Source organism: Sphingobium sp. BS19 (genome assembly GCF_027925545.1).
Taxonomy (GTDB): Bacteria; Pseudomonadota; Alphaproteobacteria; order Sphingomonadales; family Sphingomonadaceae; genus Sphingobium.
In genome coordinates this window covers 1-24,983 of the sequence record NZ_BSEF01000016.1, presented here as the reverse complement: position 1 = coordinate 24,983, position 24,983 = coordinate 1, and the positions used below count along the sequence as shown (strand labels likewise).

General features: G+C 61.7%; 27 protein-coding genes and 1 tRNA gene. 9 read left to right on the top strand and 19 right to left on the bottom strand.

The window, feature by feature from the left end; all coding sequences use genetic code 11:
- The 6 genes from rpsA (at nt 1) to QMG56_RS17165 (ending at nt 5,512) form a co-directional block, all read left to right on the top strand.
- Nucleotides 1-1,719: a 30S ribosomal protein S1 gene (gene rpsA, locus QMG56_RS17190; RefSeq protein ID WP_281823614.1), complete on the top strand. Its 1,719-nt coding sequence runs from the start codon at nt 1-3 to the stop codon at nt 1,717-1,719.
- Between the two features lie 251 nt (nt 1,720-1,970).
- A complete protein-coding gene (locus QMG56_RS17185) occupies nt 1,971-2,252 on the top strand; it encodes an integration host factor subunit beta (protein ID WP_230187558.1) in 282 nt (93 codons plus the stop codon).
- A gap of 151 nt (nt 2,253-2,403) precedes the next feature.
- A tRNA-Leu gene (locus QMG56_RS17180) sits at nt 2,404-2,487 on the top strand.
- Between the two features lie 96 nt (nt 2,488-2,583).
- A complete protein-coding gene (locus QMG56_RS17175; protein WP_281823613.1) occupies nt 2,584-3,513 on the top strand; it encodes a DUF808 domain-containing protein in 930 nt (309 codons plus the stop codon).
- Between the two features lie 77 nt (nt 3,514-3,590).
- Complete coding sequence (locus QMG56_RS17170; RefSeq protein WP_281823612.1) at nt 3,591-5,069, top strand: ABC transporter substrate-binding protein; 1,479 nt, start codon at nt 3,591-3,593, stop codon at nt 5,067-5,069.
- Nucleotides 5,070-5,089: 20 nt separating this feature from the next.
- Entirely contained in the window at nt 5,090-5,512 is a 423-nt protein-coding gene (locus tag QMG56_RS17165; RefSeq protein ID WP_230187555.1) for a DUF4112 domain-containing protein, read from the top strand.
- Nucleotides 5,513-5,516: 4 nt separating this feature from the next.
- Here the strand turns inward: QMG56_RS17165 and QMG56_RS17160 are convergent, their stop codons facing one another.
- The 19 genes from QMG56_RS17160 to QMG56_RS17070 all read right to left on the bottom strand — a co-directional run bounded on the left by QMG56_RS17160 (nt 5,517) and on the right by QMG56_RS17070 (nt 21,363).
- Entirely contained in the window at nt 5,517-6,236 is a 720-nt protein-coding gene (locus QMG56_RS17160) for a ribonuclease T (protein WP_281823611.1), read from the bottom strand.
- Nucleotides 6,229-7,074: a carboxylating nicotinate-nucleotide diphosphorylase gene (gene nadC / locus QMG56_RS17155; RefSeq protein ID WP_281823610.1), complete on the bottom strand. Its 846-nt coding sequence runs from the start codon at nt 7,072-7,074 to the stop codon at nt 6,229-6,231. The genes QMG56_RS17160 and nadC overlap by 8 nt, the downstream gene beginning before the upstream one ends.
- Complete coding sequence (gene nadA / locus QMG56_RS17150) at nt 7,071-8,066, bottom strand: quinolinate synthase NadA (RefSeq protein ID WP_281823609.1); 996 nt, start codon at nt 8,064-8,066, stop codon at nt 7,071-7,073. The genes nadC and nadA overlap by 4 nt, the downstream gene beginning before the upstream one ends.
- A gap of 16 nt (nt 8,067-8,082) precedes the next feature.
- Nucleotides 8,083-8,697, bottom strand: coding sequence for a DUF4230 domain-containing protein (locus QMG56_RS17145; RefSeq protein ID WP_281823608.1), 615 nt, complete (start codon nt 8,695-8,697; stop codon nt 8,083-8,085).
- Nucleotides 8,694-9,575 (bottom strand): MBL fold metallo-hydrolase, encoded by an 882-nt coding sequence (locus QMG56_RS17140; protein ID WP_281823607.1) that lies wholly within the window; start codon nt 9,573-9,575, stop codon nt 8,694-8,696. The genes QMG56_RS17145 and QMG56_RS17140 overlap by 4 nt, the downstream gene beginning before the upstream one ends.
- Before the next feature lie 72 nt (nt 9,576-9,647).
- On the bottom strand, nt 9,648-11,267 hold the full coding sequence (locus QMG56_RS17135) for a M56 family metallopeptidase (protein ID WP_281823606.1): 1,620 nt from the start codon (nt 11,265-11,267) through the stop codon (nt 9,648-9,650).
- On the bottom strand, nt 11,264-11,632 hold the full coding sequence (locus tag QMG56_RS17130; protein ID WP_230187548.1) for a BlaI/MecI/CopY family transcriptional regulator: 369 nt from the start codon (nt 11,630-11,632) through the stop codon (nt 11,264-11,266). Before QMG56_RS17130 ends, QMG56_RS17135 begins: the two co-directional genes overlap by 4 nt.
- A gap of 332 nt (nt 11,633-11,964) precedes the next feature.
- The gene (grxD, locus tag QMG56_RS17125) at nt 11,965-12,297 is read right to left on the bottom strand and encodes a Grx4 family monothiol glutaredoxin (RefSeq protein WP_230187547.1); all 333 of its coding nucleotides are present in this window, start codon (nt 12,295-12,297) and stop codon (nt 11,965-11,967) included.
- 36 nt (nt 12,298-12,333) lie between these two features.
- A complete protein-coding gene (locus QMG56_RS17120) occupies nt 12,334-12,567 on the bottom strand; it encodes a BolA family protein (protein ID WP_281823605.1) in 234 nt (77 codons plus the stop codon).
- A 10-nt stretch (nt 12,568-12,577) separates the two neighbouring features.
- Nucleotides 12,578-12,901 carry a DUF1476 domain-containing protein gene (locus tag QMG56_RS17115; protein ID WP_230187545.1) on the bottom strand — a complete coding sequence of 108 codons (324 nt, stop codon included), beginning with the start codon at nt 12,899-12,901 and terminating at the stop codon, nt 12,578-12,580.
- Between the two features lie 171 nt (nt 12,902-13,072).
- A complete protein-coding gene (gene leuD / locus QMG56_RS17110; RefSeq protein ID WP_281823604.1) occupies nt 13,073-13,666 on the bottom strand; it encodes a 3-isopropylmalate dehydratase small subunit in 594 nt (197 codons plus the stop codon).
- Complete coding sequence (locus tag QMG56_RS17105) at nt 13,666-13,797, bottom strand: hypothetical protein (protein WP_281823603.1); 132 nt, start codon at nt 13,795-13,797, stop codon at nt 13,666-13,668. The genes leuD and QMG56_RS17105 overlap by 1 nt, the downstream gene beginning before the upstream one ends.
- Before the next feature lie 31 nt (nt 13,798-13,828).
- Nucleotides 13,829-15,265: a 3-isopropylmalate dehydratase large subunit gene (leuC, locus tag QMG56_RS17100; RefSeq protein ID WP_281823602.1), complete on the bottom strand. Its 1,437-nt coding sequence runs from the start codon at nt 15,263-15,265 to the stop codon at nt 13,829-13,831.
- Between the two features lie 65 nt (nt 15,266-15,330).
- A complete protein-coding gene (locus tag QMG56_RS17095) occupies nt 15,331-16,017 on the bottom strand; it encodes a glutathione S-transferase family protein (protein WP_281823601.1) in 687 nt (228 codons plus the stop codon).
- A gap of 10 nt (nt 16,018-16,027) precedes the next feature.
- The gene (locus QMG56_RS17090) at nt 16,028-17,299 is read right to left on the bottom strand and encodes a serine hydrolase (protein WP_281823600.1); all 1,272 of its coding nucleotides are present in this window, start codon (nt 17,297-17,299) and stop codon (nt 16,028-16,030) included.
- Nucleotides 17,300-17,330: 31 nt separating this feature from the next.
- Nucleotides 17,331-17,966 (bottom strand): CoA transferase subunit B, encoded by a 636-nt coding sequence (locus QMG56_RS17085; RefSeq protein WP_281823599.1) that lies wholly within the window; start codon nt 17,964-17,966, stop codon nt 17,331-17,333.
- The gene (locus tag QMG56_RS17080) at nt 17,963-18,673 is read right to left on the bottom strand and encodes a CoA transferase subunit A (protein WP_281823598.1); all 711 of its coding nucleotides are present in this window, start codon (nt 18,671-18,673) and stop codon (nt 17,963-17,965) included. Before QMG56_RS17080 ends, QMG56_RS17085 begins: the two co-directional genes overlap by 4 nt.
- 298 nt (nt 18,674-18,971) lie before the next feature.
- A complete protein-coding gene (locus tag QMG56_RS17075) occupies nt 18,972-19,154 on the bottom strand; it encodes a CsbD family protein (protein ID WP_230187538.1) in 183 nt (60 codons plus the stop codon).
- 109 nt (nt 19,155-19,263) lie between these two features.
- A complete protein-coding gene (locus tag QMG56_RS17070; protein WP_281823597.1) occupies nt 19,264-21,363 on the bottom strand; it encodes a malate synthase G in 2,100 nt (699 codons plus the stop codon).
- A gap of 113 nt (nt 21,364-21,476) precedes the next feature.
- Between QMG56_RS17070 and QMG56_RS17065 the strand changes: the two genes are divergently transcribed.
- The 3 genes from QMG56_RS17065 to QMG56_RS17055 all read left to right on the top strand — a co-directional run.
- Nucleotides 21,477-22,379, top strand: a complete 903-nt coding sequence (locus QMG56_RS17065; protein WP_281823596.1) for a LysR family transcriptional regulator — start codon at nt 21,477-21,479, stop codon at nt 22,377-22,379.
- A gap of 50 nt (nt 22,380-22,429) precedes the next feature.
- On the top strand, nt 22,430-24,103 hold the full coding sequence (locus tag QMG56_RS17060; protein WP_281823595.1) for an MFS transporter: 1,674 nt from the start codon (nt 22,430-22,432) through the stop codon (nt 24,101-24,103).
- A 114-nt stretch (nt 24,104-24,217) separates the two neighbouring features.
- A partial coding sequence (locus tag QMG56_RS17055; protein ID WP_281823594.1) for a UTP--glucose-1-phosphate uridylyltransferase occupies nt 24,218-24,983 on the top strand: 766 nt, incomplete at its 3' end.

Below are 24,983 nucleotides of genomic sequence, written 5' to 3'. Positions count from 1 at the left end.
ATGGCCTCTACGGCATTTCCGTCGCGCGACGATTTCGCAGCGATGCTCAACGATTCTCTTGGTGGCGAAGACGGCGGCTTTGAAGGCCGCGTCGTAAAAGGCACCGTTACCGCCATTGAAAACGACCTTGCCGTCATCGATGTAGGTTTGAAGAGCGAAGGCCGCGTACCTTTGCGCGAATTTGCGATGCCCGGCCAGAAGGCTGACATCAAGGTCGGCGACGAAGTCGAAGTCTATGTCGACCGCGTCGAAAACGCCCATGGCGATGCCATGCTGTCCCGCGACCGCGCTCGCCGCGAAGCCGCTTGGGACAAGCTGGAAGCTGAATTTACCGAAAGCGCGCGCGTCGAAGGCGTCATCTTCGGTCGCGTCAAGGGCGGCTTCACTGTCGACCTGGACGGTGCCGTAGCATTCCTTCCCGGTTCGCAGGTCGATATCCGCCCCGTGCGCGATGTTACCCCGCTGATGGACATTCCGCAGCCTTTCCAGATCCTCAAGATGGATCGCCGTCGCGGCAACATCGTCGTGTCGCGTCGCGCCATTCTGGAAGAAACGCGCGCAGAACAGCGCACCGGCCTCATCCAGACGCTGGCCGAAGGTCAGATCATCGAAGGCGTGGTCAAGAACATCACCGATTACGGTGCGTTCGTCGATCTGGGCGGCATCGATGGCCTGCTGCACGTCACCGATTTGAGCTACAAGCGCATCAACCACCCCAACGAAATGATCAACATCGGCGATACCGTCCGCGTGCAGATCATCCGCATCAACCGCGACACGCAGCGCATCTCGCTCGGCATGAAGCAGCTTGAGAGCGATCCGTGGGAAGGCGCAATGGCCAAGTATCCTGTCGGTGCCAAGCTGACGGGCCGCGTAACCAACATCACCGAATACGGCGCATTCGTCGAACTGGAAGCTGGCATCGAAGGCCTGGTCCACGTTTCGGAAATGAGCTGGACCAAGAAGAACGTACATCCCGGCAAGATCGTTTCGACCAGCCAGGAAGTCGAAGTCATCGTTATCGAAGTCGACAGCGAAAAGCGTCGTATTTCGCTGGGCCTCAAGCAGGCACAGTCCAATCCCTGGGATGACTTTGCAGACAAGCACCCGGTCGGCTCCGTCGTCGAAGGCGAAGTCAAGAACGCCACCGAATTCGGTCTGTTCATCGGTCTGGACGGCGACGTCGACGGCATGGTCCATATGTCCGACATCGCATGGGGCATTTCGGGCGAAGACGCGCTGGCTCTGCATCGCAAGGGCGAAGCAGTCACGGCCATCGTTCTCGACATCGACGTCGAGAAGGAACGCATCAGCCTTGGCATGAAGCAGCTTGAAAAGGGCGCTCCTGCCGTCGGCAGCAGCGGCACCGCTTCGGCCGGATCGAACCTCAACAAGAACGCAATCGTCACCGTGACCGTCCTTGAAGTCCGCGATGGCGGCCTTGAAGTGCAGTCGGGTGAAGACGGCGCAACTGGCTTCATCAAGCGCAGCGACCTTGGTCGCGACCGTGACGAACAGCGTCCCGAACGCTTCCAGCCCGGTCAGAAGTTCGATGCGATGGTCATCGGCTTCGACCGTGCGAAGAAGCCTAACTTCTCGGTCAAGGCGATGCAGATCGCCGAAGAGAAGCAGGCCGTTGCACAGTATGGTTCGTCGGACAGCGGCGCATCGCTGGGCGACATTCTGGGCGAAGCGCTCAAGGCAAAGAACGAAGGCTGATAGCCTGATCCTGACGGAGGCGCCTGCAACGGCGCATCCGATAACGGTAACAAAATGGCGTGACGGCATCCCCGTCACGCCATTTTGCGTTATCGAAACATCGCCGGTGCAATCATGTTGCGCGAAAATGAGACAGTCGTTTGATTTTCCACGATAGTCTATCCCACTTACAGCGTTGTCAGCCGCCTTGCTTTTGATTAAGGCAAATTGCTGGCGGCATGTGGGGTGCAGCCTAAGTGGGGGAGAAAGCAATGATCCGCTCGGAATTGGTTCAGAAGCTTGCCGATGATAATGTGGACCTGACGTTGCAGGAAATCGAACGGATCGTCGATCTGTTCTTCCGCGAAATAATCGACCGTCTGGCATCGGGCGGTCGCGTGGAATTACGTGGCTTCGGTGCGTTTACCACCCGCGATCGTGACGCGCGCACGGGTCGCAATCCGCGCACGGGCGAAACCGTTCCGGTAACGGCAAAGCGCGTCCCCTATTTTAAGCCTGGCAAGGAAATGCGCGAGCGGCTCAACACCAAATAGTCTTTGGGCCCGATGGCGGAGGCGGCAATCGGATCGGGATTGCCGCAAAGCCGGTCTCCTTTTCGTGTGACGAACAGGAAACATTTTCAATCCACACAAATGCCGTTAAGGCACGTCCCGTCGCCCATCGGCGACGGCAGATCTCGCACGTGCGGACGTGGCGAAACCGGTAGACGCGACAGACTTAAAATCTGTTTCCTATGGAGTGCGGGTTCGAGTCCCGCCGTCCGCACCAGCTTTCTGGAACAAACGCTTTCACCGCGACGTTGCATCGCCTTGAGTTACGGCTATTGCGTGCCTGCTGACGAACGCGCTGGGGGAACAGTTTCATATGGCATCGGGATTGATTGCGCTGCTCGACGATATCGCGGGGATTGCCAAGCTGGCTGCGTCGTCACTGGATGATGTCACCGGCGCTGCCGCCAAGGCCAGCAGCAAGGCCGCCGGCGTGGTGATAGACGATGCCGCAGTCACCCCCCGTTATGTGGTGGGCCTGACCCCCGACCGCGAACTGCCCATCATCTGGAAGATCGCGCTCGGGTCGCTGCGCAACAAGCTGCTGTTCCTTCTTCCCGCCGCCATCGCGATCAGCGCCTTTGCGCCATGGGCGTTGACGCCGCTGCTCATGATGGGCGGCTCCTATCTATGCTTCGAAGCGGCCGAGAAGCTGTTCGAAGCGATGAGCGGCCAGCATGACGAACCCATCGAAGACCTCGCGGAGATTGCCGATCCAACGGCGTTGGAAGACCGTCAGGTCTCCGGCGCTATACGCACCGATTTCATCTTGTCGGGCGAGATCATGGCGATTGCTTTGTCTTCGGTATCGACTGTCCCCCTGTGGGAACAGGCTCTGGTCCTCGCGGTCGTATCCGTGCTGATTACCGCAGGCGTCTATGGCGCCGTCGCTTTTATCGTGAAGATGGACGATATCGGCCTGCACATGGCGCAACAGCCATCGTCGTTCAACCAGACGGTCGGGCGCGGTCTGGTCAATACGATGCCGGTACTGATGCGCGCACTGTCGGTCATCGGCACGGCGGCCATGCTATGGGTCGGCGGCGGGATCATCGTGCACGGGCTGGAGGTGTTCGGCCTGGCCGCGATTCCCGATACCCTCCACCATCTGGCGGCAGCAGCAGGCGCCGTGACCGGTCCACTGCACGCCGTAACCGAATGGTTGGTCACTGCGCTGGGATCGGGCATCGTAGGGCTGATCGTGGGCGGCGTCATCGTAGCGGTGCTTCACAAGTTCAAACATTAGGGACTGGCGGCTTGGCGCGGCGGGCGGCGCAGGCTAGACCGGATCACCGGCCCCCGCTTTCAGGAACCGCCTCGCTCATGTCCCGCCGTCCACGCACCGTCTTGCTGTCTTTCTCCGCCTTTCTGGCGGCGAGCGGCATGATGCTGTCCGCCTGTTCGGAAAAGCAATCCGGACCAGTGGTCGTGAGCGTTATCGGCACGCCCCGTCAGTTGGCCGATCCCATGCGCGATATCCTTAGCCCGGCGGGCAAGCTCATGCTGGAATCGACGGCGCAGGGGCTTGTCGCCTTCGACGCGCGCGGCGATATCCTGCCTGCGCTTGCCCAACGCTGGATCGTTCAGGATGACGGCCGCAGCTACATTTTTCGCCTGCGTCGTGCGCGCTGGGCTAATGGTGCGCGCATAAAAGCAGTCGATGTTGCAGCCCTGCTGAAGAACCGGATCGCTGCCAACCTCGCCCTCGACAGTCATGGCGATCTCGCGGCGATTCAGGAAGTGTCCTCGATGACCGGCGAAGTGCTGGAAATCCGCTTGTCCGTCCCCAGGCCCTACCTGCTGCAAATGCTGGCCCAGCCGCAAATGGCGATCACCCGGCGCGACGGCGGCACCGGTCCCTACCGAAAGGAAAAGCGAGGCGAAGCCTGGTTCCTGCGCCCCATTGTCGATGACAACGCGGACGACGAGGAGCCTATTGCCCCGTGGGAGAATCGCGTCCTGCGCGCCGAGCGCGGATCGATGGCCATCGCCCGCTTCAAACAAGGGCTGTCGTCCCTCGTACTGGGTGGCCGCTATAGCGACATCCCGCTTCTCAAGCGCGCGGACATCGACAATCGCGACGTGCATGTCGATCCCGTACAGGGATTGTTCGGATTCGCCGTGGTCGGCCGCAGCGATTTTCTGAACGATGACCGGGTGCGCGCAGCGCTGAACATGGCCATAGATCGGACACCCTTGCCCGATGCCTTCGCCCTAAGTGGATGGGTCATCACCGACCGATTGATGACGCAACAGCTCGATCTGCCCGCTGCCCCTGCAGCGCCGTCATGGTCGGCCATGCCGATGGACGACCGTCGCAGCACCGCCCGTGCCGCCATTGCGATCTGGCGCAACGACAACGGCGCCATACCGCGCCTGCGCATCGCCATGCCGAAGGGATCGGGCTCACGCTTGCTCTACAGCCTGATCGCCGCCGATCTCAGCCGCATCGGCGTACCAAGCCAGCAGGTCGAGCGCGATGCCGATGCCGATCTGCGCCTGATCGACGAAGTCGCTGCATATGACAGTGCGTCCTGGTATCTGGGCCGCGTAAGTTGTGCGCGAAAGGTGCATTGCGATCCCGCCGCGCAAGAGCGCCTGATCGAAGCGGAAATGGCACCGACATTGGAGGTCAGTCAGGCACGTTTGGCGGAAGCGTACGACCTTATGACTGCCCATAACGGCTACATTCCGCTGTCGACGCCGGTGCGCTGGTCGCTGGCTACCCGTGCACTCAACGGGTTCGCCCCCTCCTCCCGTGCACGTCACCCATTGAACCAGTTGTTCCGCGCCACCAATTAGGGTGCAGAGGAGTAACAGAATTGCCGATTTCGCAAGACCAGTTCGACCGCATTGCGCGTGATCTCCCCGGCTTTGGCAGCGATCCCGCATCGGTGCGCCGCCGAATCGAGGCAATGGAGCAATTGCTGGAAGGCATGTTCGTCCTGCCCGGCACCAATCGCCGCGTTGGGCTGGACAGCATCGTGGGCCTCATCCCGGTGATCGGTGACATCGCGACCGCCGCAATGGGCGCGTGGATCGTGTGGGAAGCCCGCAATCTGGGCATGTCGAAATGGCAAATCACCCGAATGGCGGGCAATGTCGGTTTCGACACCTTGGTTGGCGCAATTCCGTTCGTTGGGGATGCCTTCGACTTTTTCTTCAAGTCCAACACCAAGAACTTGAAAATCATTCGAAAGCATCTGGACAAACATCACCCCGGCACGGTCACCATCGACCGCTGAGCGTCTATTGCGGCCTGATGCGCAGGGTGTCCGCAGGCTTCAGTCCACCCTGATGGGTCGGACAACGGGCATTGCGGAAGCGACGGTCAAGGCAGAGCCACACCTCGTCCAGCCACCCGTCGCGCGTCGCGGTGACGCGCATCATGTCCGCACGCAGCCCCTTGTTGGCGGCAGCAAAGGCACTGGCAAAAGCGCCCGCGGTCATCGTCCCACGCTGCGCCAGTTCCGCCATGTCGGGAAAGCGTAGCTTGCCATACATGGCTCGCGACCGGTTGAAATACGCATTCGGGCTTATGGGCTGGCCATTGGCGCGCATGCAGGTGCCGTGCTTCGCCCATTCGTGCTGGATCAGTTGTGCCGACGGCGTGACGCACAGATTGCGGGCAATCGTGGCCCTAGGCAGGATCGACGTGGCGCGGCAATATTGCGGCCAGTCCTTGCCCACGCCATCGGGCCACAGCCCATGCAGCGTGAAACCGAACCGCGCATTCCGATTGCCACATTGGAAAGCATCCCGCTCCCCGCTTTTGCCATCGCAATATTGCGGCGACCATGTGATCGCCAGAGTATAGCCGCCGATTGGCAACACACGCTTTGGCTGGCTGTCCGACGGCAGATCGGGTCGCGGGCGTGGGATCGTGCTGGGCACATTGCACTGCTCGACTTGTGCGACGGCCGCAACCGGCGTGAGCATCGCGGCAGCGGCGAAGATCATTCTAAACATGCGCGAAATCCAGTCCGACATCGGCGGCGGGCGCAGATTGGGTTAAACGCCCCACGCTCACATAGGTAACGCCCGTCTGCGCAATCACGCGAATGGTGTCCAGTTTCACACCGCCAGACGCTTCCGTCGGCACGCGCCCACCGACCAAGGTCACGGCGCCGCGCAATGTCGGCGGGTCCATATTGTCCAGCAGCAGATGCGTGGCACCCGCCTGCAGCGCCGGTTCGATCTGATCGACCCGGTCCACCTCCACGATGATGCTGGCGATCCCGGCATCAACCGCGCGCCGCACGGCTTCGCCGACCGATCCGGCCACCGCCACATGATTGTCCTTGATCATCGCGGCATCCCACAGGCCCATGCGATGATTGGTCGCTCCGCCCATATGCGTTGCATATTTCTCCAGCCGTCGCAGCCCGGGAATCGTTTTGCGTGTATCCAGTAAGGTCGCGCCCGTGCCGACGATGGCATCGACATAGCTGCGCGTCATCGTTGCAATGCCGCTCAGATGTTGAACCGTGTTGAGCGCAGACCGCTCCGCCGTCAGCATTGCGCGCGCCTTACCGCGCAGCCGCATCAACTCGGTGCCAGCCACCACCTGCTGCCCGTCCTCGACCAGCATGTCGATCTCGACATCCGGATCGAGCGTGCGGAAGAATGCCTCGGCAATCGGCAAACCCGCCACCGTCACTGGATCGCGGCTATCCATCACACCCACGAACAGCGCGTCGGCAGGGATCACAGCGGTGGAGGTTATGTCCCCGCCCTCCCCCAAATCCTCGGCCAGCGTAGCGGCGACGAATGCGTCGAGGTCAAAGCCCTCCAGAACGAATGTCATCGCGCGCCCAGATCGCCCTGCCCCACCGTGCCGCTCGCCATTTCCAGCATCCGGTCGAGTGACCTGCGTGCCGCAATACGCACGCCTTCGTCCATCTCGATACGCGGCTGCAAATCGCGCAACGCGACATAGAGCTTCTCCATCGTATTGAGCGCCATGTACGGGCAGATATTGCAGTTGCAGTTACCGTCCGCGCCCGGCGCGCCGATGAACTGCTTCTCCGGCACTGCCTTTTCCATCTGGTAGATGATATGCGGCTCCGTCGCGACGATCAGCGTATCGCCCGGCATGGTCTTGGCGAAGTCGAGGATGCCGCTGGTCGACCCGACATAATCGGCATGGTCGACGATATAGGGCGGGCATTCGGGATGCGCGGCAACCGGCGCATCGGGATGCTGCGCCTTCAGCTTCAACAATTCGGTTTCGCTGAACGCCTCGTGCACGATGCACACGCCCGGCCACAGCAGCATCTCGCGCCCCAGCTTGCGCGCCAGATAGCCGCCCAGATGCTTGTCCGGGCCGAAGATGATCTTCTGCTCCTTGGGAATCTGGCTCAATATCTTTTCAGCCGAGCTGCTCGTCACGATAATGTCGGACAGCGCCTTCACTTCGGTCGAACAGTTGATGTAGCTCAGCGCCATATGATCGGGATGCGCCTCCCGGAACGCCTTGAACTGTGCAGGCGGGCAACTGTCCTCCAGGCTGCATCCTGCGTCCATGTCGGGCAGGATCACGATTTTTTCGGGACTCAGTATCTTCGCCGTCTCAGCCATGAAACGCACGCCGCAGAACGCGATGACATCCGCATCGGTATCCGCTGCCTTGCGCGACAGCTCCAGCGAATCGCCGACGAAGTCGGATAGATCCTGTATCTCCGGCGACTGGTAATAATGCCCCAAAATGACGGCATTACGCTCTTTGCGCAGCCGCTCGATTTCGGCGCGCAGGTCCACGCCTTTCAGGCTTCCACCTATTCCACCTCTGGCGTCCATGTTCGCTGTCTCTTCCTTATTCGTCGGCGAATGTCGCCACTACGGTTGCCTTTATCCCCGCTGCGCGCAGCGGCATAGCAAAACTGCGCTCAATGGCGTTGCGCGTCGCATCGCGGGCAAGGCGCATCGGCACTTCGCCCTTCGCCTGCTTGAGCAATTCGTCCTGCCCGCGCTTCCGATTGGCTGCATCCAGCGTCGCTTCGGCATTCGTCAGCGCCATCAATATGCCCCCGCCATCATATTGGCGGATGCCCGACAGGTCGACTTCGGGACCGGACAGGATCAGCGGCGGCAACGCAACGCTGAGCGTGTTGTTTTCCTTATCCCACTTCACATCGGCGGGCTTTAGCGCATTGAGGTCGACTTCGTAGCGGACAAGCCCGGGCATAATCATCGTCTGCTCGGCCTTCAGCCCGAACCGCGCCTGCTCGCTGCTTACCACTGCCACGAAACTGGCGATGAACGCCGTCAGCCGCGCCTGTTCGCGCAGCCCCTGTAAACTGGCGGTCGCAATGGTTTCGACCTTGCCATCAAGCTGCTGGTTCACCCGCTGCTGAAAGAAATACGCACCGCCGAACGCCAGCCCGAACACGATCAGCGCCAGGACGATCCATTTGATCATGCCCTTCATGCGGCGATTGCTTCCCACTGGCCATCCTGCTCACGCGCCAGCCCGCGCGCGCGTAAATCGATCAGATGCGCCAGCACGGAACGCCCTGCCGCCGGATGCAGGCGCGGATCGACACCCTTGTACATTTCGGCCACCATATCGGGGATCGCGGACGATCCGATGGTTTGCAGATGCCGGACGATCTGCCCTTCACGATGGCGGCGGTGCCCCATCATGGATCGCGCCAGCCGCTGGGGCTTGTCCACCGGTTCGCCATGCGCAGGGTAGTAGACGACATCGTCCCGGTCGATCAGCCGCTGCATGGACCGCATATAGTCGGCCATGTCGCCATCGGGGGGCGATACCACCGTCGTCGACCAGCCCATGATATGATCGCCGGTGAACAGCGCCTGCTCCTCGACCAACGCAAAGCACAGATGATTGGATGTATGTCCCGGCGTAGCTACGGCTTGCAGCGTCCATCCTGTCCCCTGCACCGTGTCACCATCGGCCAGCACATGATCAGGGGCATAATGCGGATCGAACGCCGCATCGGCGCGCGGGCCGTCATCGTCCAGTGTCAGTGGCGCACAGCCGATGATGGGCGCGCCGGTCGCTTCGGCCAGCGGGCGCGCTGCGGGGCTATGGTCACGATGCGTATGTGTGCACAGGATCGCCGTGACAGGGCGGCCAGCGATGGCCGCTTCCAGCGCTTCCAGATGTGCCGGATCGGCTGGACCCGGATCGATCACCGCGATTTCAGTGGTTCCCACCAGATAGCTTTGCGTGCCGGTAAAGGTGAAAGGCGACGGATTGGGGGCCAGCACCCGTGACACCAGTGGCGACAGGGACATCGATACGCCGGTGGGCAGGCTATTCAGGTCAAAGGGTGCATCCATGACATCCCATGTGCCACCTCCCCACCGATTTTCAAGCGCGCAGACCCCGTCGCCGCGAAAAAGCGGGTTGCGTCAATCCGTCTCGCGGCGGCTTCGGGCCCTCTCCCGCGCCCCCTCAACACGTTCGCGTTCCATCTCTGCTATTTCCCGGCGCATTTCGGCGCGGGCACGGCCAAGCTCAGCTTTTGCCTGCGCACGGGCATGCGCGGACATGTACTGCGCCGATGCGACTGCGCGCTCCGCTTCCGCCAATTGTACTTTCGCTTCGGCGATTCCTGCCCGTGCTTCCTCGCGCCCCGCTTGCGCTTCGGCCATGGCCTGACGCTGGATCGCTTCCTGGCAGATTCTCACCCGCACCTGCCTGTTACCCCAAGCATCGGTGTAGCTTTGCGTGCTCACATCTTCCCCACCATTGCAGCGACGTTCGACGCGGACATTGGGCACCATCGTCGCGATTTCGGCTTTCGAAGGATAAGCAATGGCGCGGTAGGAGGTCGCGCCGTCCGCGCTCGCACTCTTCACCTGCCGCGCACCGCTCGGCACCGCTGGAGGCGTCGGGGGCGTTGGCGGAGTCGGCGCAGCCATGGCTGCAGGCGCTAGCGGTGCTTCTGGAGCCACCGGTGTCTCGGGCGCAGGATAAGGCTCCGTCATTTCGGGGCGATAGGGCGGCTCGGGCGTTTCCGGCACCGTTGCAACCTGCGGCATGAACGTTGCCAGCTTCGTCAGCTTGGCGCTGCTCAGCCGTGTGGATACACTCGCCATTTCCTTGGCAACCTGGCTGCCCGATGCAGTCAGCGCCAGCCCGGATACAGTCACTGCCGCCACGGCAGTCATGCCCCAGGTGATACGGCGCAAAGAGTCTGTGTGTGTCGAAAGCATTTTCAGCCTCCCCTTGAGAGTGTCGACAGTGTTGAGATGACAGATGCTGAAACGGTTACCCCCGTTCAGCGGCGTGGCCGTTGCCGCTTTCAGGATCGCACGGCCATAATCCTGCGCATGGATCGCGCCATGCCGCGCCAGAACCTGCGCATCGCACGCCAGTTCCTGATCTACGCGAAAGGCACGATACGCCACCCACGCAATCGGGTTGCACCATTGCAACGCCAACAACAGCGCTGCGATCAGGTTCGCCAGCAAGTCCCCGCGCTGATGGTGCATATGTTCATGCGCCAGCGCCATCGCCTGTTCCTGCACCGAATAGCGATCGGCAAAGTCGATCGGCACCACGATATGCTTGTGCACTATGCCGAACGCCAGCGGGCCGGAGGCATGGACGCTTTCCAATGTCGTGACCTTGCCGTCGCGGCGGACAAAGGTGCCGTCCGACAGCATTAGCCGCCGAAACCTGTAGTAACCAATGGCCTGCACCGCCAGAAACACCACCGCGCCTGCCATCCACAGCATCAGCGCCGCTTCGATCCACGGAAACTGCGCCACTGGCACCTGCACGGCTTCGCGCACATAGCTGATTGGCACCGGAGCATGGTGCACCGGCAGATAAGCGGAAGGGCTAGCCTCTTCCGGCAAGCGGGGCAGAATCAGTCGCAGCAGCGGTAAAGCCCATAAGGCATAGGCCGCACGCACGCCGAAATAACGCGCCACCGGACGCCGCAACAGCATCACCAGCGCCAGTAGTATCGCCGACGCCATTAGCGCCTCGACGAACCACTGCGTCACATCCTGCCCGCTCATGATTTCAGCGCCTTGAGCAGCGCTTCAAGCTCTTCGATATCTTCGCGGCTCAACTGATCCTGCTCGGCCAGATGCGCGACCAAAGGCGCGGCGCGGCCACCGAAAAGCCGATCCACGAAACGCCGCGACTCCCCGGTCACATAGGCTTCGCGCTCGACCACGGGGCGATAGAGAAAGCGGCGACCGTCCTGCTCCGCGGCAATGATGTCCTTGGCCAGCAGGCGGGACAGCAACGTCTTCACTGTCTGGATGCTCCAGCCGCGCGACTCTTTCACCCGTTCCGTCACGTCGGCGGCGGTCATGGGGGAAATCTCCCATAATGCTTCCATCACGGCATATTCCGCGTCGCTGACTTTTTCCGACATGGCTCACCCCATCTGCTCTGTGACTACAGGTGTAATCGAATCGACTACATCTGTAAACAGTGAAATCCATGGGCCGAAAACGTCGGGAATTTTTACATGCTGATGACCCGACAGTATCGCCTTAACCACCAACACCCGCACAAAAGCAGGGCTGAGCCGAACTGGCACACTGCCTGCATCACTCTCAGCCTATGTCTCTTCCCCGAGAACCGGGGGGATGCGGGCGGATTGGTCTCCGCTTTCGCGTCCCCCTGACAAGCGAAATGCCAAGGCAAAGAAAAAGGCCGCAACGTTTTCACGCTGCGGCCTTGAAATTCTTTCAGAAGAAACGGTCAGCCAGCCTTGGCGACGCCCTGCTCATCCATCATGGCCTGCAACTCGCCTGCTTCGAACATCTCCATCATGATGTCGCTGCCGCCGACGAACTCGCCCTTCACATACAACTGGGGGATAGTCGGCCAGTCGGAGAAAGACTTGATGCCCTGACGGACTTCCTGATCCTGCAACACGTCGACGCTGTCGTAATCGACGCCCATATGTTCCAGAATGGCGATGGCCTTGCTGGAAAATCCACATTGCGGGAACAGCGGCGTACCCTTCATGAAGAGCACCACGTCGTGGCTGTTCACAATCTGCGCGATGCGCGTGTCGACGGCTTCGGTCATAATGTCATGCTTCCAATGCGAAAATTGCTATAGCCGCTAGTTGGGAACGGCAGTGGTGAGTTGCAAGGCATGAAGCACGCCGCCCATTTTGCCGCCTAGGGCAGCATAAACGGCCTGATGCTGTTTCACCCGGCTGACGCCGCGGAAACTTTCCGACACGACCCGCGCCGAATAATGATCGCCATCCCCTGCCAGATCGGTGATCTCCACCTGCGCATCGGGGATCGCGGCTTGGATCATCGCTGTGATGTCATCGGCGGCCATCGGCATCGCGGCGGACCTACTTCTGTTCCATGAACTGGCGACGGGCGTTGACCGCCATGTCCTCCAGCGCGGCGCGCACGGTGGGCTCGTCGGTATCGATACCCGCAGAGGTCAGATCGCCGACGATCTTGCGGATTACGTCCTCGTCACCGGCTTCTTCGAAATCAGCCTGCACCACGGCCTTGGCATAGGCGTCGGTTTCTTCCGGGGTCAGACCCATCTTCACGGCGGCCCATTCACCCAACAGGCGATTGCGGCGCGCCGTAATGCGGAACAGCATGTCCTGATCGTGCGCAAACTGATTTTCAAAAGCGCGTTCGCGATCGTCGAAAGTCGTCATGGACGGTGGCCTCACTGGCTGAAAAAAGAATGTAGCTCTGCAGATAGAACGCAGGGCGGCAATAGGCAACGATGGAGAGTTATGAAATCACCTGTTCCTGCGAAGGCAGGAACCCAGGGGTCATTCCGGAGGCAAGACTTATTGCGCAGGAAGTACGTGCTGCGCCGGAAACTAGGCCGCTACCGGCACCAGCCAGGGCTCCACGCCCGTCCGCCGCGTCTCGTAAGAGCCGATCGCATCGCCGCGCGCCATCGTCAGGCCTACCTCGTCCAGACCGCCCATCAGGCAATCCTTGCGGAACGGATCGATCTCGAACGTCAAGCGATCCTGAAACGGCGTTGTTACCGTTTGATGCTCCAGATCGATATGGATCGGATCGGTCTGCGCGACGTCCATCAGCCGATCGATCGCTTCCTGCGGCAATACGACCGTCAATATGCCATTCTTGAACGCATTGCTGGAGAAAATATCAGAAAAGCTCGGCGCGATCACGGCCTTCACGCCCATGTCGAGCAGCGCCCACGCGGCATGCTCACGGCTAGACCCGCACCCGAAATTGTCGCCTGCGATCAGGATCGGGCTGCCGACATATTCCGGATTGTCGAACACATTATCAGGGTCGGTGCGCAACGCTTCGAATGCGCCTTTGCCCAGACCGACGCGGCTGATCGTCTTGAGCCATTTCGCGGCAATGATCATGTCGGTGTCGACATTTTTCACGCCGAACGGATAGGCGCGACCGTCGATCGTCGTCACAGGCTCCATCAGTGCGCAGCCTTTTCCTTGCTCACCGCAGCTTCGCTACGCGGCGTCGTATCTTCCGCCCGACCGATGCTTGCCGCCATCACGGCGCTGGCCAGCGCACCAAGCGCCAGCAACCAGAATGCCTTCTTCACGCGACCCGTCCCCCGAAAATCTCGTTAACCATCAATCGACTGTGGTCAGTTCGCGCACATCCGTCAACCGTCCGGTTACGGCGGCGGCGGCAGCCATGGCGGGCGAGAGGAGATGCGTGCGTGCGCCTGGCCCCTGCCGACCCATGAAATTGCGGTTTGATGTCGATGCGCAGCTTTCGCCGGAAGGCACCTTGTCCGGGTTCATGCCCAGGCATGCCGAACAGCCCGGCTCGCGCCATTCAAAGCCCGCTTCTGTGAAAATCCGGTCCAGCCCTTCGGCTTCCGCCTGCTTTTTGACCAGACCCGAACCCGGCACCACCAGCGCCTGCTTGATTCCGCTCGCGATATGCCGACCGTTCAGTACGGCGGCAGCAGCGCGCAAATCCTCGATCCGGCTATTGGTGCAGCTTCCAATAAAGATGTGCTGGATGCCGACATCCTGCATCCGCTGCCCACTCGTCAGGCCCATATATTCGAGCGCAGTTTGCGCCGCGGCCCGCTTCGACGGATCATCGAAGCTATCGGGATCGGGCACGGTGCCGGTGATCGGCACCACGTCTTCCGGACTGGTCCCCCAGGTGACGTTGGGCACGATGTCGGCCGCATCCAGATAGACCGACATATCGAATGTAGCGCCTTCGTGGCTGCGCAGTGTCCGCCAATAGGCAACCGCAGCGTCCCAATCGGCAGCGCTCGGGGCCATCGGACGCCCCTTGATGTAGGCGAACGTCGCTTCGTCAGGCGCGAACAATCCCGCTCGCGCGCCGCCTTCGATCGACATATTGGAAACGGTCAGCCGCCCCTCGACACTCATCGCGTCGAAGGTGGAACCGCGATATTCGATCACATGCCCGGTGCCGCCCGCCGTGCCGATCTTGCCGATGATCGCCAGAATCACGTCCTTGGGCGTCACGCCAAAACCCAGCGTCCCTTCAACGCGCACTTCCATGCTCTTCGATTTCTTGAGCAACAGCGTCTGCGTCGCCAGCACATGTTCGACTTCGCTGGTGCCGATACCGAACGCCAGCGCGCCCAGCGCGCCATGCGCCGCGGTATGGCTGTCGCCACACACTAATGTCATGCCGGGCAGCGTGAAGCCTTGCTCCGGCCCCACGACATGCACGATGCCCTGATTGACGTCAGTCGCGCCGATATACCGAATGCCGAACTCCGGCGCATTACGCTCCAGCGCGGCAAGCTGCTGCGCGCTTTCGATGTCGGCGATGGGGATGCGGTTGCCCGCCGCGTCCACGCGCGCGGTGGTCGGCAGGTTATGGTCCGGCACGGCCAGCGTCAGATCCGGGCGACGCACTTTGCGCCCCGCGATCCGCAGCGCCTCGAACGCCTGCGGGCTGGTCACTTCATGGACGAGATGCCGGTCGATATAGATAAGGGCCGTGCCATCGTCACGTTGCTCGACGACATGTGCGTCCCAGATTTTGTCATAAAGAGTGCGAGGCTGTGTCATGCCGTCCCTCTAGCGCCAACTTTGCGATGGTTAAAGAGGATGGGGCACCGCGCGTAACAATATTTCTACGCCGTCCGATAGTCCGCCGTAATCGTACCGCAAGCGGCCAACTCCGCCTCATGCCCGACCTCACGCCAGCTTTCGGCCAGTGCTTCGGCCTCCCACTGCTGCATGGCCGGATGGGCGATGATGCGGTCGACCCACGCCTGCCCCGCCGCACCCACGTCCAGCCCATAGGTCCGCACGCGGAACGCGACCGGCGCGAAGAAGGCATCGACCACCGTGAAAGCTGGCCCTGCAAGCCATGGTCCACCAAAGTCGGCTAACCCCTGCCCCCACAATTCTGCGATCCGCGCGATGTCCTTCTGCAGCGCCGCCGACATCGGCTTGGGCGCGACGCGGACGCCGACATTCATCGTGCAATCGTTCCGCAAGGCTGAAAAGCCGCTGTGCATCTCGGCAACCGCAGACTGCGCCCATGCCCGCGCGCCCTCATCGACAGGCCACACGCCGGCGTGCCGGTCCGCCAGATACAGCGCTATGCCCAGCGAATCCCACACCGTCCGCGCGCCGTCGATCAGGCACGGCACCGCCCCGGTCGGGGAAAAGGCGCGAAACGCTTCGTAATTGCTATCCGCCGTGAACGGTTCGATCCGGTCGGCAAAGGGAATGTCCAGCGCCTTCATCAGCACCCACGGACGCAGCGACCAGCTCGAATAATTCCGGTTTGCAGTAATCAGCGTATATGTCATCGGCGTCCCCCTACCGCGTTTGTACCTGCGCCACATCCTTGTCCGCCAGACCGGGCTTCAGATCCAGCCAGTCATGGAAGGGCAATCCATAGGCCATGTCGAACAATTCCGGCTGCAACCGCCACGGAATGGACGACTCACTGTTCCACAGCAGCACGATACCCGTCTTCGTCGTCGGATCGAACATCATCGCCGACCGATAGCCAGCCACCGCCCCGCTATGCCCAACAAGGCGGTGCTCCTTATAGGTAAAGCTGCGCATTCCAAGGCCATAGCCGGGGCTTTTGAGCTCGCGGCCCAAAGCCGAACTACCATAAGGGCGCGGCGTGTTGACCCGCGGCGCCTGGATCGTCGCCAGCACGTCGGAAGGCAGCACATCGCTCGCCAGACCCATTTGCGCCTGCATCCAGCGCGCCAGATCGACGATGGTCGAATTGACCCCCGCCGCCGCCGGAACGCGGTAATAATAATCGAGCACCGGCAATATCCGCCGACCCCGATGCGGCCGCGCCCAGTTTTTCGATTTGACCAGCCCATCCAGGCCCACGCTCGCGCCGAACATGCCGAGCGGCTGGAACAGGCGCGCATTGGCGACGGCACCATAGGGCTTGCCCATCGACGCGCCGATCACTTCGCTGATCGTGTCATATGCGACATTCTGATAGCTGTGGCAGGTCCCCGGCGGACACATATCGGCGACCTTCGCCAGACTCTGCCGGATCGCCACCGGCTCCTGACCAGCCTCCAGCCGGTCGTCATACGCATTTTTGGGCAGGCCCGTGCGCTGCGACAGCAATTGCTCCAGCGTCAGGCGGCGCTGCGCATCGCCGGGCAGACGCAGGCTCGTCGGGAATTTCCCGACCGGATCGGACAACGAGAAAACGCCGTCCTCCGCCAGCCGCGCACTCAGCGTGCCTGCCACTCCCTTGGACAGCGACGCCCAACGGAACGTCGTCCGCTCATCGACTGGCTCGCCCGTCTCGGTGGAGGCGAGGCCATAGCCCTGCACGAAGGACAGCCGCCCGTCCTCGACCACGGCAGCGGTGAGCCCGGTCATCGACGGGTCGTGCATCAAGGCCCTGATCCGGCTGTCGAAAGCTCGGTAATCGATCTTGCCATGCCACTCGGATGGCTTGAGCGGCAATTTGGGTTGCGCGGCAAAGGCTTCAATCGGCCACCGCACTGCTGGAGCCATCGGCCCGCGCCATGGCCACGCCGCCAGCCCCAGAACGACGCCACCGGCCAACACCCCGGCGACAATCTTGATACGTGCGCCGGACAATATGCCCCGTTTCGGGGCCTTACGTTTGATCTTATACGATGTAATGGGCCGTCGTCCTCGCCTTCACGTCTTCCGCCGTGATGCCCGGCGCCATCTCGATCAGCTTGAACGGGCTGTCATGGTCAGGGCGCTGGAACACGGCAATGTCTGTGATGATCATATCCACCACATTCTTGCCTGTCAGCGGCAGTGTGCAAGCGGGAATGAACTTGGGATCGCCATTCTTGCTGCTGTGTTCCATCACCACGATGATCTTCTTGACGCCCGCGACCAGATCCATCGCGCCGCCCATGCCCTTGATCATCTTGCCCGGAATCATCCAGTTGGCGATGTCGCCATTTTCCGCGACTTCCATCGCGCCAAGCACGGTCAAATCGATATGCCCGCCACGGATCATCGCAAAGCTATCCGCGCTGGAAAAATAGGCGGTGTTGGGCAATTCGCTGATCGTCTGTTTGCCGGCATTGATCAGGTCCGCGTCTTCCTCGCCCTCGAACGGGAAAGGCCCGATGCCCAGCATCCCGTTTTCGGACTGCAACGTCACTTCGACGCCTTCAGGAATGTGATTGGCGACCAGCGTCGGAATGCCGATGCCCAGGTTCACATAGAAACCGTCCTGCAATTCCCTTGCGGCGCGCGCCGCCATTTCGTCACGGGTCCAGCTCATGCGGCAACTTCCTTCTGGCGAACGGTACGGAACTCTATCTTCTTGTCATACGGCGCGCCGATAATCATGCGCTTCACATAGACACCGGGCAGGTGAATGCCGTCCGGATCGAGGCTGCCGACCGGCACCACTTCCTCGACTTCCGCGACGCAGATTTTCGCGGCGGTCGCCATCGGCTGATTGAAATTGCGCGCCGTCTTGCGGAAAATCAGATTGCCGCTCTCGTCTGCTTTCCACGCCTTGACGATGGCCAGATCGGCGAAGATGCCGCGCTCAAGAATATAATCCTGACCGTCGAAATTCTTCACTTCCTTGCCTTCGGCCACCTGCGTACCGACGCCCGTCTTGGTGTAAAAACCGGGGATGCCCGCGCCGCCAGCACGACAACGCTCGGCCAAAGTGCCCTGCGGACAGAACTCCACTTCCAGTTCGCCTGCCAGATACTGCCGCTCGAACTCCTTGTTCTCGCCGACATAGCTGGAGATCATCTTTTTCACCTGCCGCGTGCGCAGCAGCTTGCCAAGCCCTTCGCCGTCGATCCCGGCATTATTGGACGCGATGGTCAGGTCCTTCGTCCCGGCGTCGCGGATCGCATCGATCAGGCGCTCAGGGATACCGCACAGGCCGAAACCGCCTGCGCAGACGTGCATGCCATCGAACAAAAGACCTTCCAGAGCAGCGGCGGCGTCAGGATACAGCTTCTTCATAGGCATGGCCCCTTTGTTCAAAGATCGCGAAGATGAAACGCCCATAAGCGGCACAAACGCGCGGGTCAATTTGGCTAATGCCGAACGCGTTGAACAGGGTTGCTATTCCGGACCAAACGACGTCCGTTTGCAGGCGTCGCCATACGGTCGCCAATAAGTCGACACGTAAAATCCGCTATGATGTACATACATGTTTGTACGTACATCTCCCGTAGGGTGAGAGCCATAGAAAAAGGGTCGCACCAGCATAGCCGGTGCGACCCTTTCCTAACTCTGCGTCAGGCGAGGATTGCTATCCTCAGACCTTGTCGCCAAGCGCACCCTTTACAGAGCCTTTAAGGTTCTGGGCCTCGCCCTTCTTTTCCTGGGCTTTGCCTTCGGCCACCTGGCCCGGATCGTTGCGTGCGTCGCCGACGGCTTGCTTCACATTGCCAGCCGCTTCGTTCGCCAGACCCTTGGCCTTGTCGGTCAGTTCACCCATGAGAATTCTCCTTCATGTATAGGTCGTTATCGACCTGCTGCATAAAGAATGATCGAGGTTAGGGACGGTTCCCGGCGCAGTTTTCGAAATGCGCCGAGTTGAGTGGTCGTTACGCCGCCGACTTGACCCGCGCGCGATAGGCATGGAGCAGCGGTTCGGTATAGCCGTTGGGCTGCGTCAGCCCCTCGAACACCAGCGCGCGCGCCGCCTGATAGGCCAGGCTGGTCTCTGCATTGCCGGCCATTGGGCGGTACAGCAGATCGCCTGCATTCTGCGCATCGACCTTCGCCGCCATCCGCTCCAGCGCAGCATCGGCCTGCTCCGCCGAACACACCCCATGCAGCAGCCAGTTCGCCATATGTTGCGATGAAATGCGCAGCGTTGCGCGATCTTCCATCAGGCCGATGTCGTGAATGTCCGGTACCTTGGAACAGCCAACGCCCTGATCGATCCAGCGCACCACATAACCCAATATGCCCTGCGCATTATTGTCCAGCTCGTCGCGCACGTCCTGTTCCGACCAGTTGACGCCCGCAGCAACCGGGATGGTCAGCAGCGCGTCGAGGCTGGCAACCGGCTCCGCCTTGCGCTCTTCCTGCCGCGCGAAGACGTCGACGCTGTGATAATGCGTCGCGTGCAGAGTAGCGGCGGTCGGCGAAGGCACCCATGCGGTGTTCGCGCCCGTCATCGGATGCCCGATCTTCTGCTCCAGCATGTCGGCCATCCGATCCGGTGCGGCCCACATGCCCTTGCCGATCTGCGCCTTGCCCGACAAGCCGCAAGCCAGCCCGATCTGCACATTGCGATCCTCGTAGGACTTGATCCACGAAGACGTCTTCATGTCGCCCTTGCGGATCATCGGCCCGGCCTGCATCGACGTGTGCATCTCGTCGCCGGTCCGGTCGAGGAAGCCGGTGTTGATGAAGACGATCCGGTCCTTCACGGCATGGATGCACGCGGCGAGGTTCGCCGATGTCCGCCGTTCCTCGTCCATCACGCCGACCTTGATCGTGTAACGTTCCAGCCCCAGTAGATCCTCGATCGCATCGAACAGGTCGTTGGTGAACGCGACTTCCTCCGGCCCGTGCATCTTGGGCTTCACGATATAGATGCTACCCGCGCGGCTGTTCACGAAGTTGCCCGCGCGCTTCAGGTCATGCAACGCGATCAGGCTGGTCATGATTCCATCCAGAATCCCTTCGGGCGCTTCGCTGCCATCGGCCAGTTGCACCGCAGGGTTGGTCATAAGATGCCCGACATTGCGCACGAACAGAAGGCTGCGTCCCGGCAACGTGACGGTGCTGCCATCGGCTGCCGTATAGCTGCGATCCGCGTTCAGCCGGCGCGTCATCATCGCCCCGCCCTTTTCGAACGTGTCCTCCAGATCGCCTTTCATCAGCCCCAGCCAGTTGGTGTAGGCCGCAACCTTGTCCGCCGCATCGACCGCCGCGACCGAATCCTCCAGATCGCAGATCGTCGACAGCGCGGATTCGAGGATGACGTCGGCAATGCCCGCCGGATCGGTCTTGCCGATGGGGTGCGCAGCATCGATCACAACTTCGATGTGCAGCCCATTGTTTTGCAACACGAGATTGTCGCCGTTATGCCCGACCATCTGCGCCGGATTGCGCAATGCCGGTTCCCCGCCAGTCCAGTCCGCCCATGACCCCGCCGCAAGCGGCACAGCCTTGTCCAGAAACGCCTTCGCCCACGCAATGACCTGCGCCCCGCGCGCGGCCTCATAGCCCTTGCCTTCTGCCTTGCCCGGCAAAGCATCCGTACCATACAGTGCATCGTACAGGCTGCCCCAGCGCGCATTGGCGGCATTCAGCAGAAAGCGCGCATTCAGGATGGGCACGACCAGTTGCGGCCCCGCCAGCGTCGCCAGTTCATCGTCCACCTTGGTCGAAGTAATCGCGAACGGCGCAGGCTCCGGCACCAGATAGCCGATCTCGCGCAGAAACGCCTGATACTCGGCCATGTCGAGGGGCTTGCCTGCGCGTGCCTGATGCCATGCGTCAATCTGCGCCTGCATATCATCGCGCTTGGCCAGCAAAGCCACGTTCTTCGGCGCAAACTTGGCGAAAATATCTGACACACCCTGCCAGAAAGCCTCCGCCGCAATACCGGTGCCCGGCAACGCCTGCGTCTCGACGAAGGTCGCCAGCTCCGTTGAGACGCCGATGCCTGCCTTCTGAACGATGCCCATGTCACACTCCTGATCTTGCACTATGCCGCCGCTATAGACCATCGCCATTACAGCCGGTAGATGATAAACATCAGCAACAGTTTTTCCTTTTATGCAATAATGGGGGCAGGCGCATGATGGACCCCGACTATGACCTGTTCATGGCGATCGTCACCGCGGGCAGCCTGTCCGCCGCAGGACGCACCCTCAACACGTCCCCAGCAATGGTATCCAAACGCCTGCTTCGTCTGGAAAATCGCCTCGGCACCCGCCTCCTCCACCGCTCCACCCGCAAGATGGCGCTCACGCCGCAAGGCCAACGCCTCCACGCCGATCTCAAGGCAATCGTTGTCGCGCTCAAGGAAGCGGAAAGCCGGGTGCAAGGCCAGACGGACGTCCCCAGCGGCGCGCTGCGCGTTTCCGCCCCCACCTCCTTCGGCCGCCTGCACCTTGCCCCGCATATCGCGGCATTCCTGCGCGTCCACCCGCGCGTCGACCTGTCGCTCGATCTGTCGGACGGCTTCGTCGATCTCTTCTCCGGCGACATCGACATCGCCATCCGAATCACCGCCGACGTTCCGCCAAGCCTGACCGCCCATCGCCTCGCCCGCAGCGCCCGCGTCCTGTGCGCCGCGCCGGACTATATTGCCGCGCATGGTACGCCTGAGACGATCCCTGACCTTGCTGCCCATCGCCTGCTCGCCGCCACCGGCCAGCTCCCCTGGCGTCTGACCGGCCCCAAGGGCACGACAAGCTGGGATGGCATCAGCCACGTGCGGACCAATTCCAGCGAAGTCGTGCGTGAACTGACCATCGGCGGAGTCGGCATAGCCTTGCGCTCCCTGTGGGACGTGAACCGCGAACTGGCCGATGGCACCTTGCAGCGCGTGCTGCCGGACGTGTCGGGTTCGTCGGACATCGCCATCTACGCTGTCCATCCCCCCGTCCCCACGATCCCGCCAACCGTCGCCGCCCTCATCGGCTTTCTGCGCGAGACCTACGGCCCCGTCCCACCGTGGGAGGTCGATGCGCACTGAGTCGCATCGCCTCTTGCCTCGCCCCCTCCCCCCCGGCAAAGAGGCCCCGCATGACCGGGGCATCGACAGTATCGCAGCAACGAGGGTTTGCCCGCTGGACGCTGGGCTGGACCTTCGCCTTCGCGCTGCTCGCGGGCGGCGCGTTTCTTGCGCATGTCACCTATGCCATTGGGCACGGGATCACGGAGATCTTCTTTCTCGATCAGGATTTTCCCGCGCTGCTGATCGGCCTTGCCGTGCTCGCCCTGCTATCGCCATGGGCCAATCGCGCATCGGCTTATGCCTGGCCCGACCCTGACTGGAAGCGCATCGGCGGCCTCATCCTCCTTGCCCTGCTTGTCGCCTGGGCAGGCCGCTATCTGGTGTTTCAGAATTACAGCCTCTCCCGCGACGAGGAAATGGCCGAACTGGGCGCAGCTTATCTCGGCGCAGGCAGGCTCGCCTGGCCGATCCCGCCCGAATGGCTGGATTATCGCCGCGCGATGGTGCCGGAATTCTACTCCCCCTTCGGCGCAGCGCATTATTGGGCCGCCAACTATCTGCCCGTGAACAGCGCGATCCGCGCTGCCTTCGCGTGGATCGGCGACGCCAATCTCGCGCCGCCTGCCTTGCTCGCCATCGGCCTCGGCGCCCTATGGCACAGCGCGCGCCGCCTGTTCCCCGACCGCCCCGATGCCGTGTGGGTCGCGATGCTGATGGGGCTCACCTCAGCGCAGCTCACCGTCACCGCGATGACGCCTTATGCGATGACGGGGCATTTCGCGTTCAACATGCTGTGGCTGGCCTTCATGCTGCGGGGCGACTGGCGCGGGCATATCGCCGCCGCTGCCATCGCGCTGCTTACCGGCGGGATGCATCAATGGCATTTCATCCTGATCTTCCTCATCGGCTTTCTCATCTGGTTCGCGCTGCAGCGCCGCTGGTGGGCGCTGGCGTTCCATGCTTCGGTCTGCGTGATGATCGTCGTGGTCTGGCAGAAACTCTGGCCCAGCCTGCTGATCGACCTGTTCGGCCCCGCCAGTGACATCCGCCCGTCGGCTGGCGTTGCTGACAAGGTGTCCAGCCTCGCGACTCGCGTCCTCAAAAAATGGTATCCGCTGGCCTATTCGGTCCGCTTCATCGTCTGGAACAATCTGCTCCTCGTGCCTCTCGCCGTCGCCGCAGTGATCGGCGCAGGCTGGGGCTTCCGCTATATGCATGGCTATATCGGCAGCTTCTGCCTGCTTGCGGGTTATGGCTGGATCGCCGTTACGCGCAGGCGCGCCCTGTTGCTCCGCCCGATACTAGTCGCCTGCGTCCTCGCGCTGTTCACCACCGGCTTCTTCTCATGGCGCGCGCATGTCTATGTCGCGCCTTATGCCCAAAGCGACCGCCTGATCCGCGCGACCGATGCCGATACAGTCTTGGTGGACCCGCGCGGCGGCGTGTTCGCGACCGATCTCGTCCGCCCGCAACACGGCGTCTTTACCCGCCCCATCGTCCTGTCGCTGCCTCTGCTGGATCCGGCGAAGCTGGATCGCCTCTGCGCCCGCTATGACGTCGCGATCTTCGACCGGACGGCCTTCCGTCCGCTCGGCATCCCGCTGGCCCGCTGGCAAAATGGCAATACGCAGGTGTTGCGAAACCATCTCGATGCCCGGCATTGCGGCCGCGTGATCGAGACAAATCAGGAATTTCAACGCCCTGCCCCGATCCGGGCGGTTTCTACCGCAGTTGCGAAATAGCAAGTCGCGGCATCGCAAATCTTGACCTAGGTACGAAATCGGCCATGCTGTCGGCATTTCAGTCGGCACATGGGCACACCCGATCGTCCTGCTCTCCATAAAAACGGACATAGTATGAAACGGATACGCAAGGCTGTTTTCCCGGTCGCCGGTCTCGGCACCCGCTTCCTGCCCGCTACCAAGGCAGTGCCCAAGGAATTGCTGGCGGTCGTCGACCGCCCCCTGATCCAATATGCCGTCGATGAAGCCATCGAAGCAGGCATCGAGCAGATGATCTTCGTCACCGGTCGCGGGAAGAATGCGATCGAGGACCATTTCGACATGGCGTTCGAACTCGAATCGACGCAGCGCGAACGCGGCAAGGATATGTCGGCGCTCGAAGGCACGCGCCTCGCCCCCGGCAACGCCGTCTTCATTCGCCAGCAGGAGCCTTTGGGCCTCGGCCACGCAATCTGGTGCGCGCGCGACATCGTGGGTGACGAACCTTTCGCCATCATCCTTCCCGACGAATTCATGCACGGCAAACCCGGCTGCCTCAAACAGATGGTCGACGCCTATGAGCAGGTCGGCGGCAACCTCATCTGTGCGCTCGAAGTGCCGATGGAACAGACGCCCAGCTATGGCGTGCTCGATCCGTCCGGCACCAATGGCGACCTGACCGTCGTCAAGGGTCTGGTGGAAAAGCCCGCCGCCGGCACCGCGCCGTCCAACCTCATCATCGCGGGCCGCTACATATTGCAGCCTGAAGTGATGAAGCTGCTCGAAACGCAGGGCAAGGGCGCGGGCGGCGAAATCCAGCTCACCGATTCGATGGCAAGGCTGATCGACACGCAGCCGTTCCACGGCATGACGTTCAAGGGCGACCGCTACGATTGCGGGT

Excerpts from the sequence above, each read along its gene's own strand:
- QMG56_RS17135 (WP_281823606.1), bottom strand. The coding sequence starts at position 11,267 with ATGAGCGGGCAGGATGTGACGCAGTGGTTCGTCGAGGCGCTAATGGCG.
- QMG56_RS17095 (WP_281823601.1), bottom strand. The coding sequence starts at position 16,017 with ATGACATATACGCTGATTACTGCAAACCGGAATTATTCGAGCTGGTCG.
- leuD (WP_281823604.1), bottom strand. The coding sequence starts at position 13,666 with ATGGAGCCTGTGACGACGATCGACGGTCGCGCCTATCCGTTCGGCGTG.
- QMG56_RS17160 (WP_281823611.1), bottom strand. The coding sequence starts at position 6,236 with ATGTTTAGAATGATCTTCGCCGCTGCCGCGATGCTCACGCCGGTTGCG.
- QMG56_RS17060 (WP_281823595.1), top strand. The coding sequence starts at position 22,430 with ATGACCGGGGCATCGACAGTATCGCAGCAACGAGGGTTTGCCCGCTGG.
- QMG56_RS17145 (WP_281823608.1), bottom strand. The coding sequence starts at position 8,697 with ATGAAGGGCATGATCAAATGGATCGTCCTGGCGCTGATCGTGTTCGGG.
- QMG56_RS17130 (WP_230187548.1), bottom strand. The coding sequence starts at position 11,632 with ATGTCGGAAAAAGTCAGCGACGCGGAATATGCCGTGATGGAAGCATTA.
- QMG56_RS17175 (WP_281823613.1), top strand. The coding sequence starts at position 2,584 with ATGGCATCGGGATTGATTGCGCTGCTCGACGATATCGCGGGGATTGCC.
- rpsA (WP_281823614.1), top strand. The coding sequence starts at position 1 with ATGGCCTCTACGGCATTTCCGTCGCGCGACGATTTCGCAGCGATGCTC.
- QMG56_RS17075 (WP_230187538.1), bottom strand. The coding sequence starts at position 19,154 with ATGGGTGAACTGACCGACAAGGCCAAGGGTCTGGCGAACGAAGCGGCT.
- QMG56_RS17080 (WP_281823598.1), bottom strand. The coding sequence starts at position 18,673 with ATGAAGAAGCTGTATCCTGACGCCGCCGCTGCTCTGGAAGGTCTTTTG.
- QMG56_RS17170 (WP_281823612.1), top strand. The coding sequence starts at position 3,591 with ATGTCCCGCCGTCCACGCACCGTCTTGCTGTCTTTCTCCGCCTTTCTG.
- QMG56_RS17085 (WP_281823599.1), bottom strand. The coding sequence starts at position 17,966 with ATGAGCTGGACCCGTGACGAAATGGCGGCGCGCGCCGCAAGGGAATTG.
- QMG56_RS17185 (WP_230187558.1), top strand. The coding sequence starts at position 1,971 with ATGATCCGCTCGGAATTGGTTCAGAAGCTTGCCGATGATAATGTGGAC.
- leuC (WP_281823602.1), bottom strand. The coding sequence starts at position 15,265 with ATGACACAGCCTCGCACTCTTTATGACAAAATCTGGGACGCACATGTC.
- grxD (WP_230187547.1), bottom strand. The coding sequence starts at position 12,297 with ATGACCGAAGCCGTCGACACGCGCATCGCGCAGATTGTGAACAGCCAC.
- QMG56_RS17115 (WP_230187545.1), bottom strand. The coding sequence starts at position 12,901 with ATGACGACTTTCGACGATCGCGAACGCGCTTTTGAAAATCAGTTTGCG.
- QMG56_RS17065 (WP_281823596.1), top strand. The coding sequence starts at position 21,477 with ATGATGGACCCCGACTATGACCTGTTCATGGCGATCGTCACCGCGGGC.
- QMG56_RS17140 (WP_281823607.1), bottom strand. The coding sequence starts at position 9,575 with ATGGATGCACCCTTTGACCTGAATAGCCTGCCCACCGGCGTATCGATG.
- QMG56_RS17120 (WP_281823605.1), bottom strand. The coding sequence starts at position 12,567 with ATGCCGATGGCCGCCGATGACATCACAGCGATGATCCAAGCCGCGATC.
- nadA (WP_281823609.1), bottom strand. The coding sequence starts at position 8,066 with ATGGACGCCAGAGGTGGAATAGGTGGAAGCCTGAAAGGCGTGGACCTG.
- QMG56_RS17070 (WP_281823597.1), bottom strand. The coding sequence starts at position 21,363 with ATGGGCATCGTTCAGAAGGCAGGCATCGGCGTCTCAACGGAGCTGGCG.
- nadC (WP_281823610.1), bottom strand. The coding sequence starts at position 7,074 with ATGACATTCGTTCTGGAGGGCTTTGACCTCGACGCATTCGTCGCCGCT.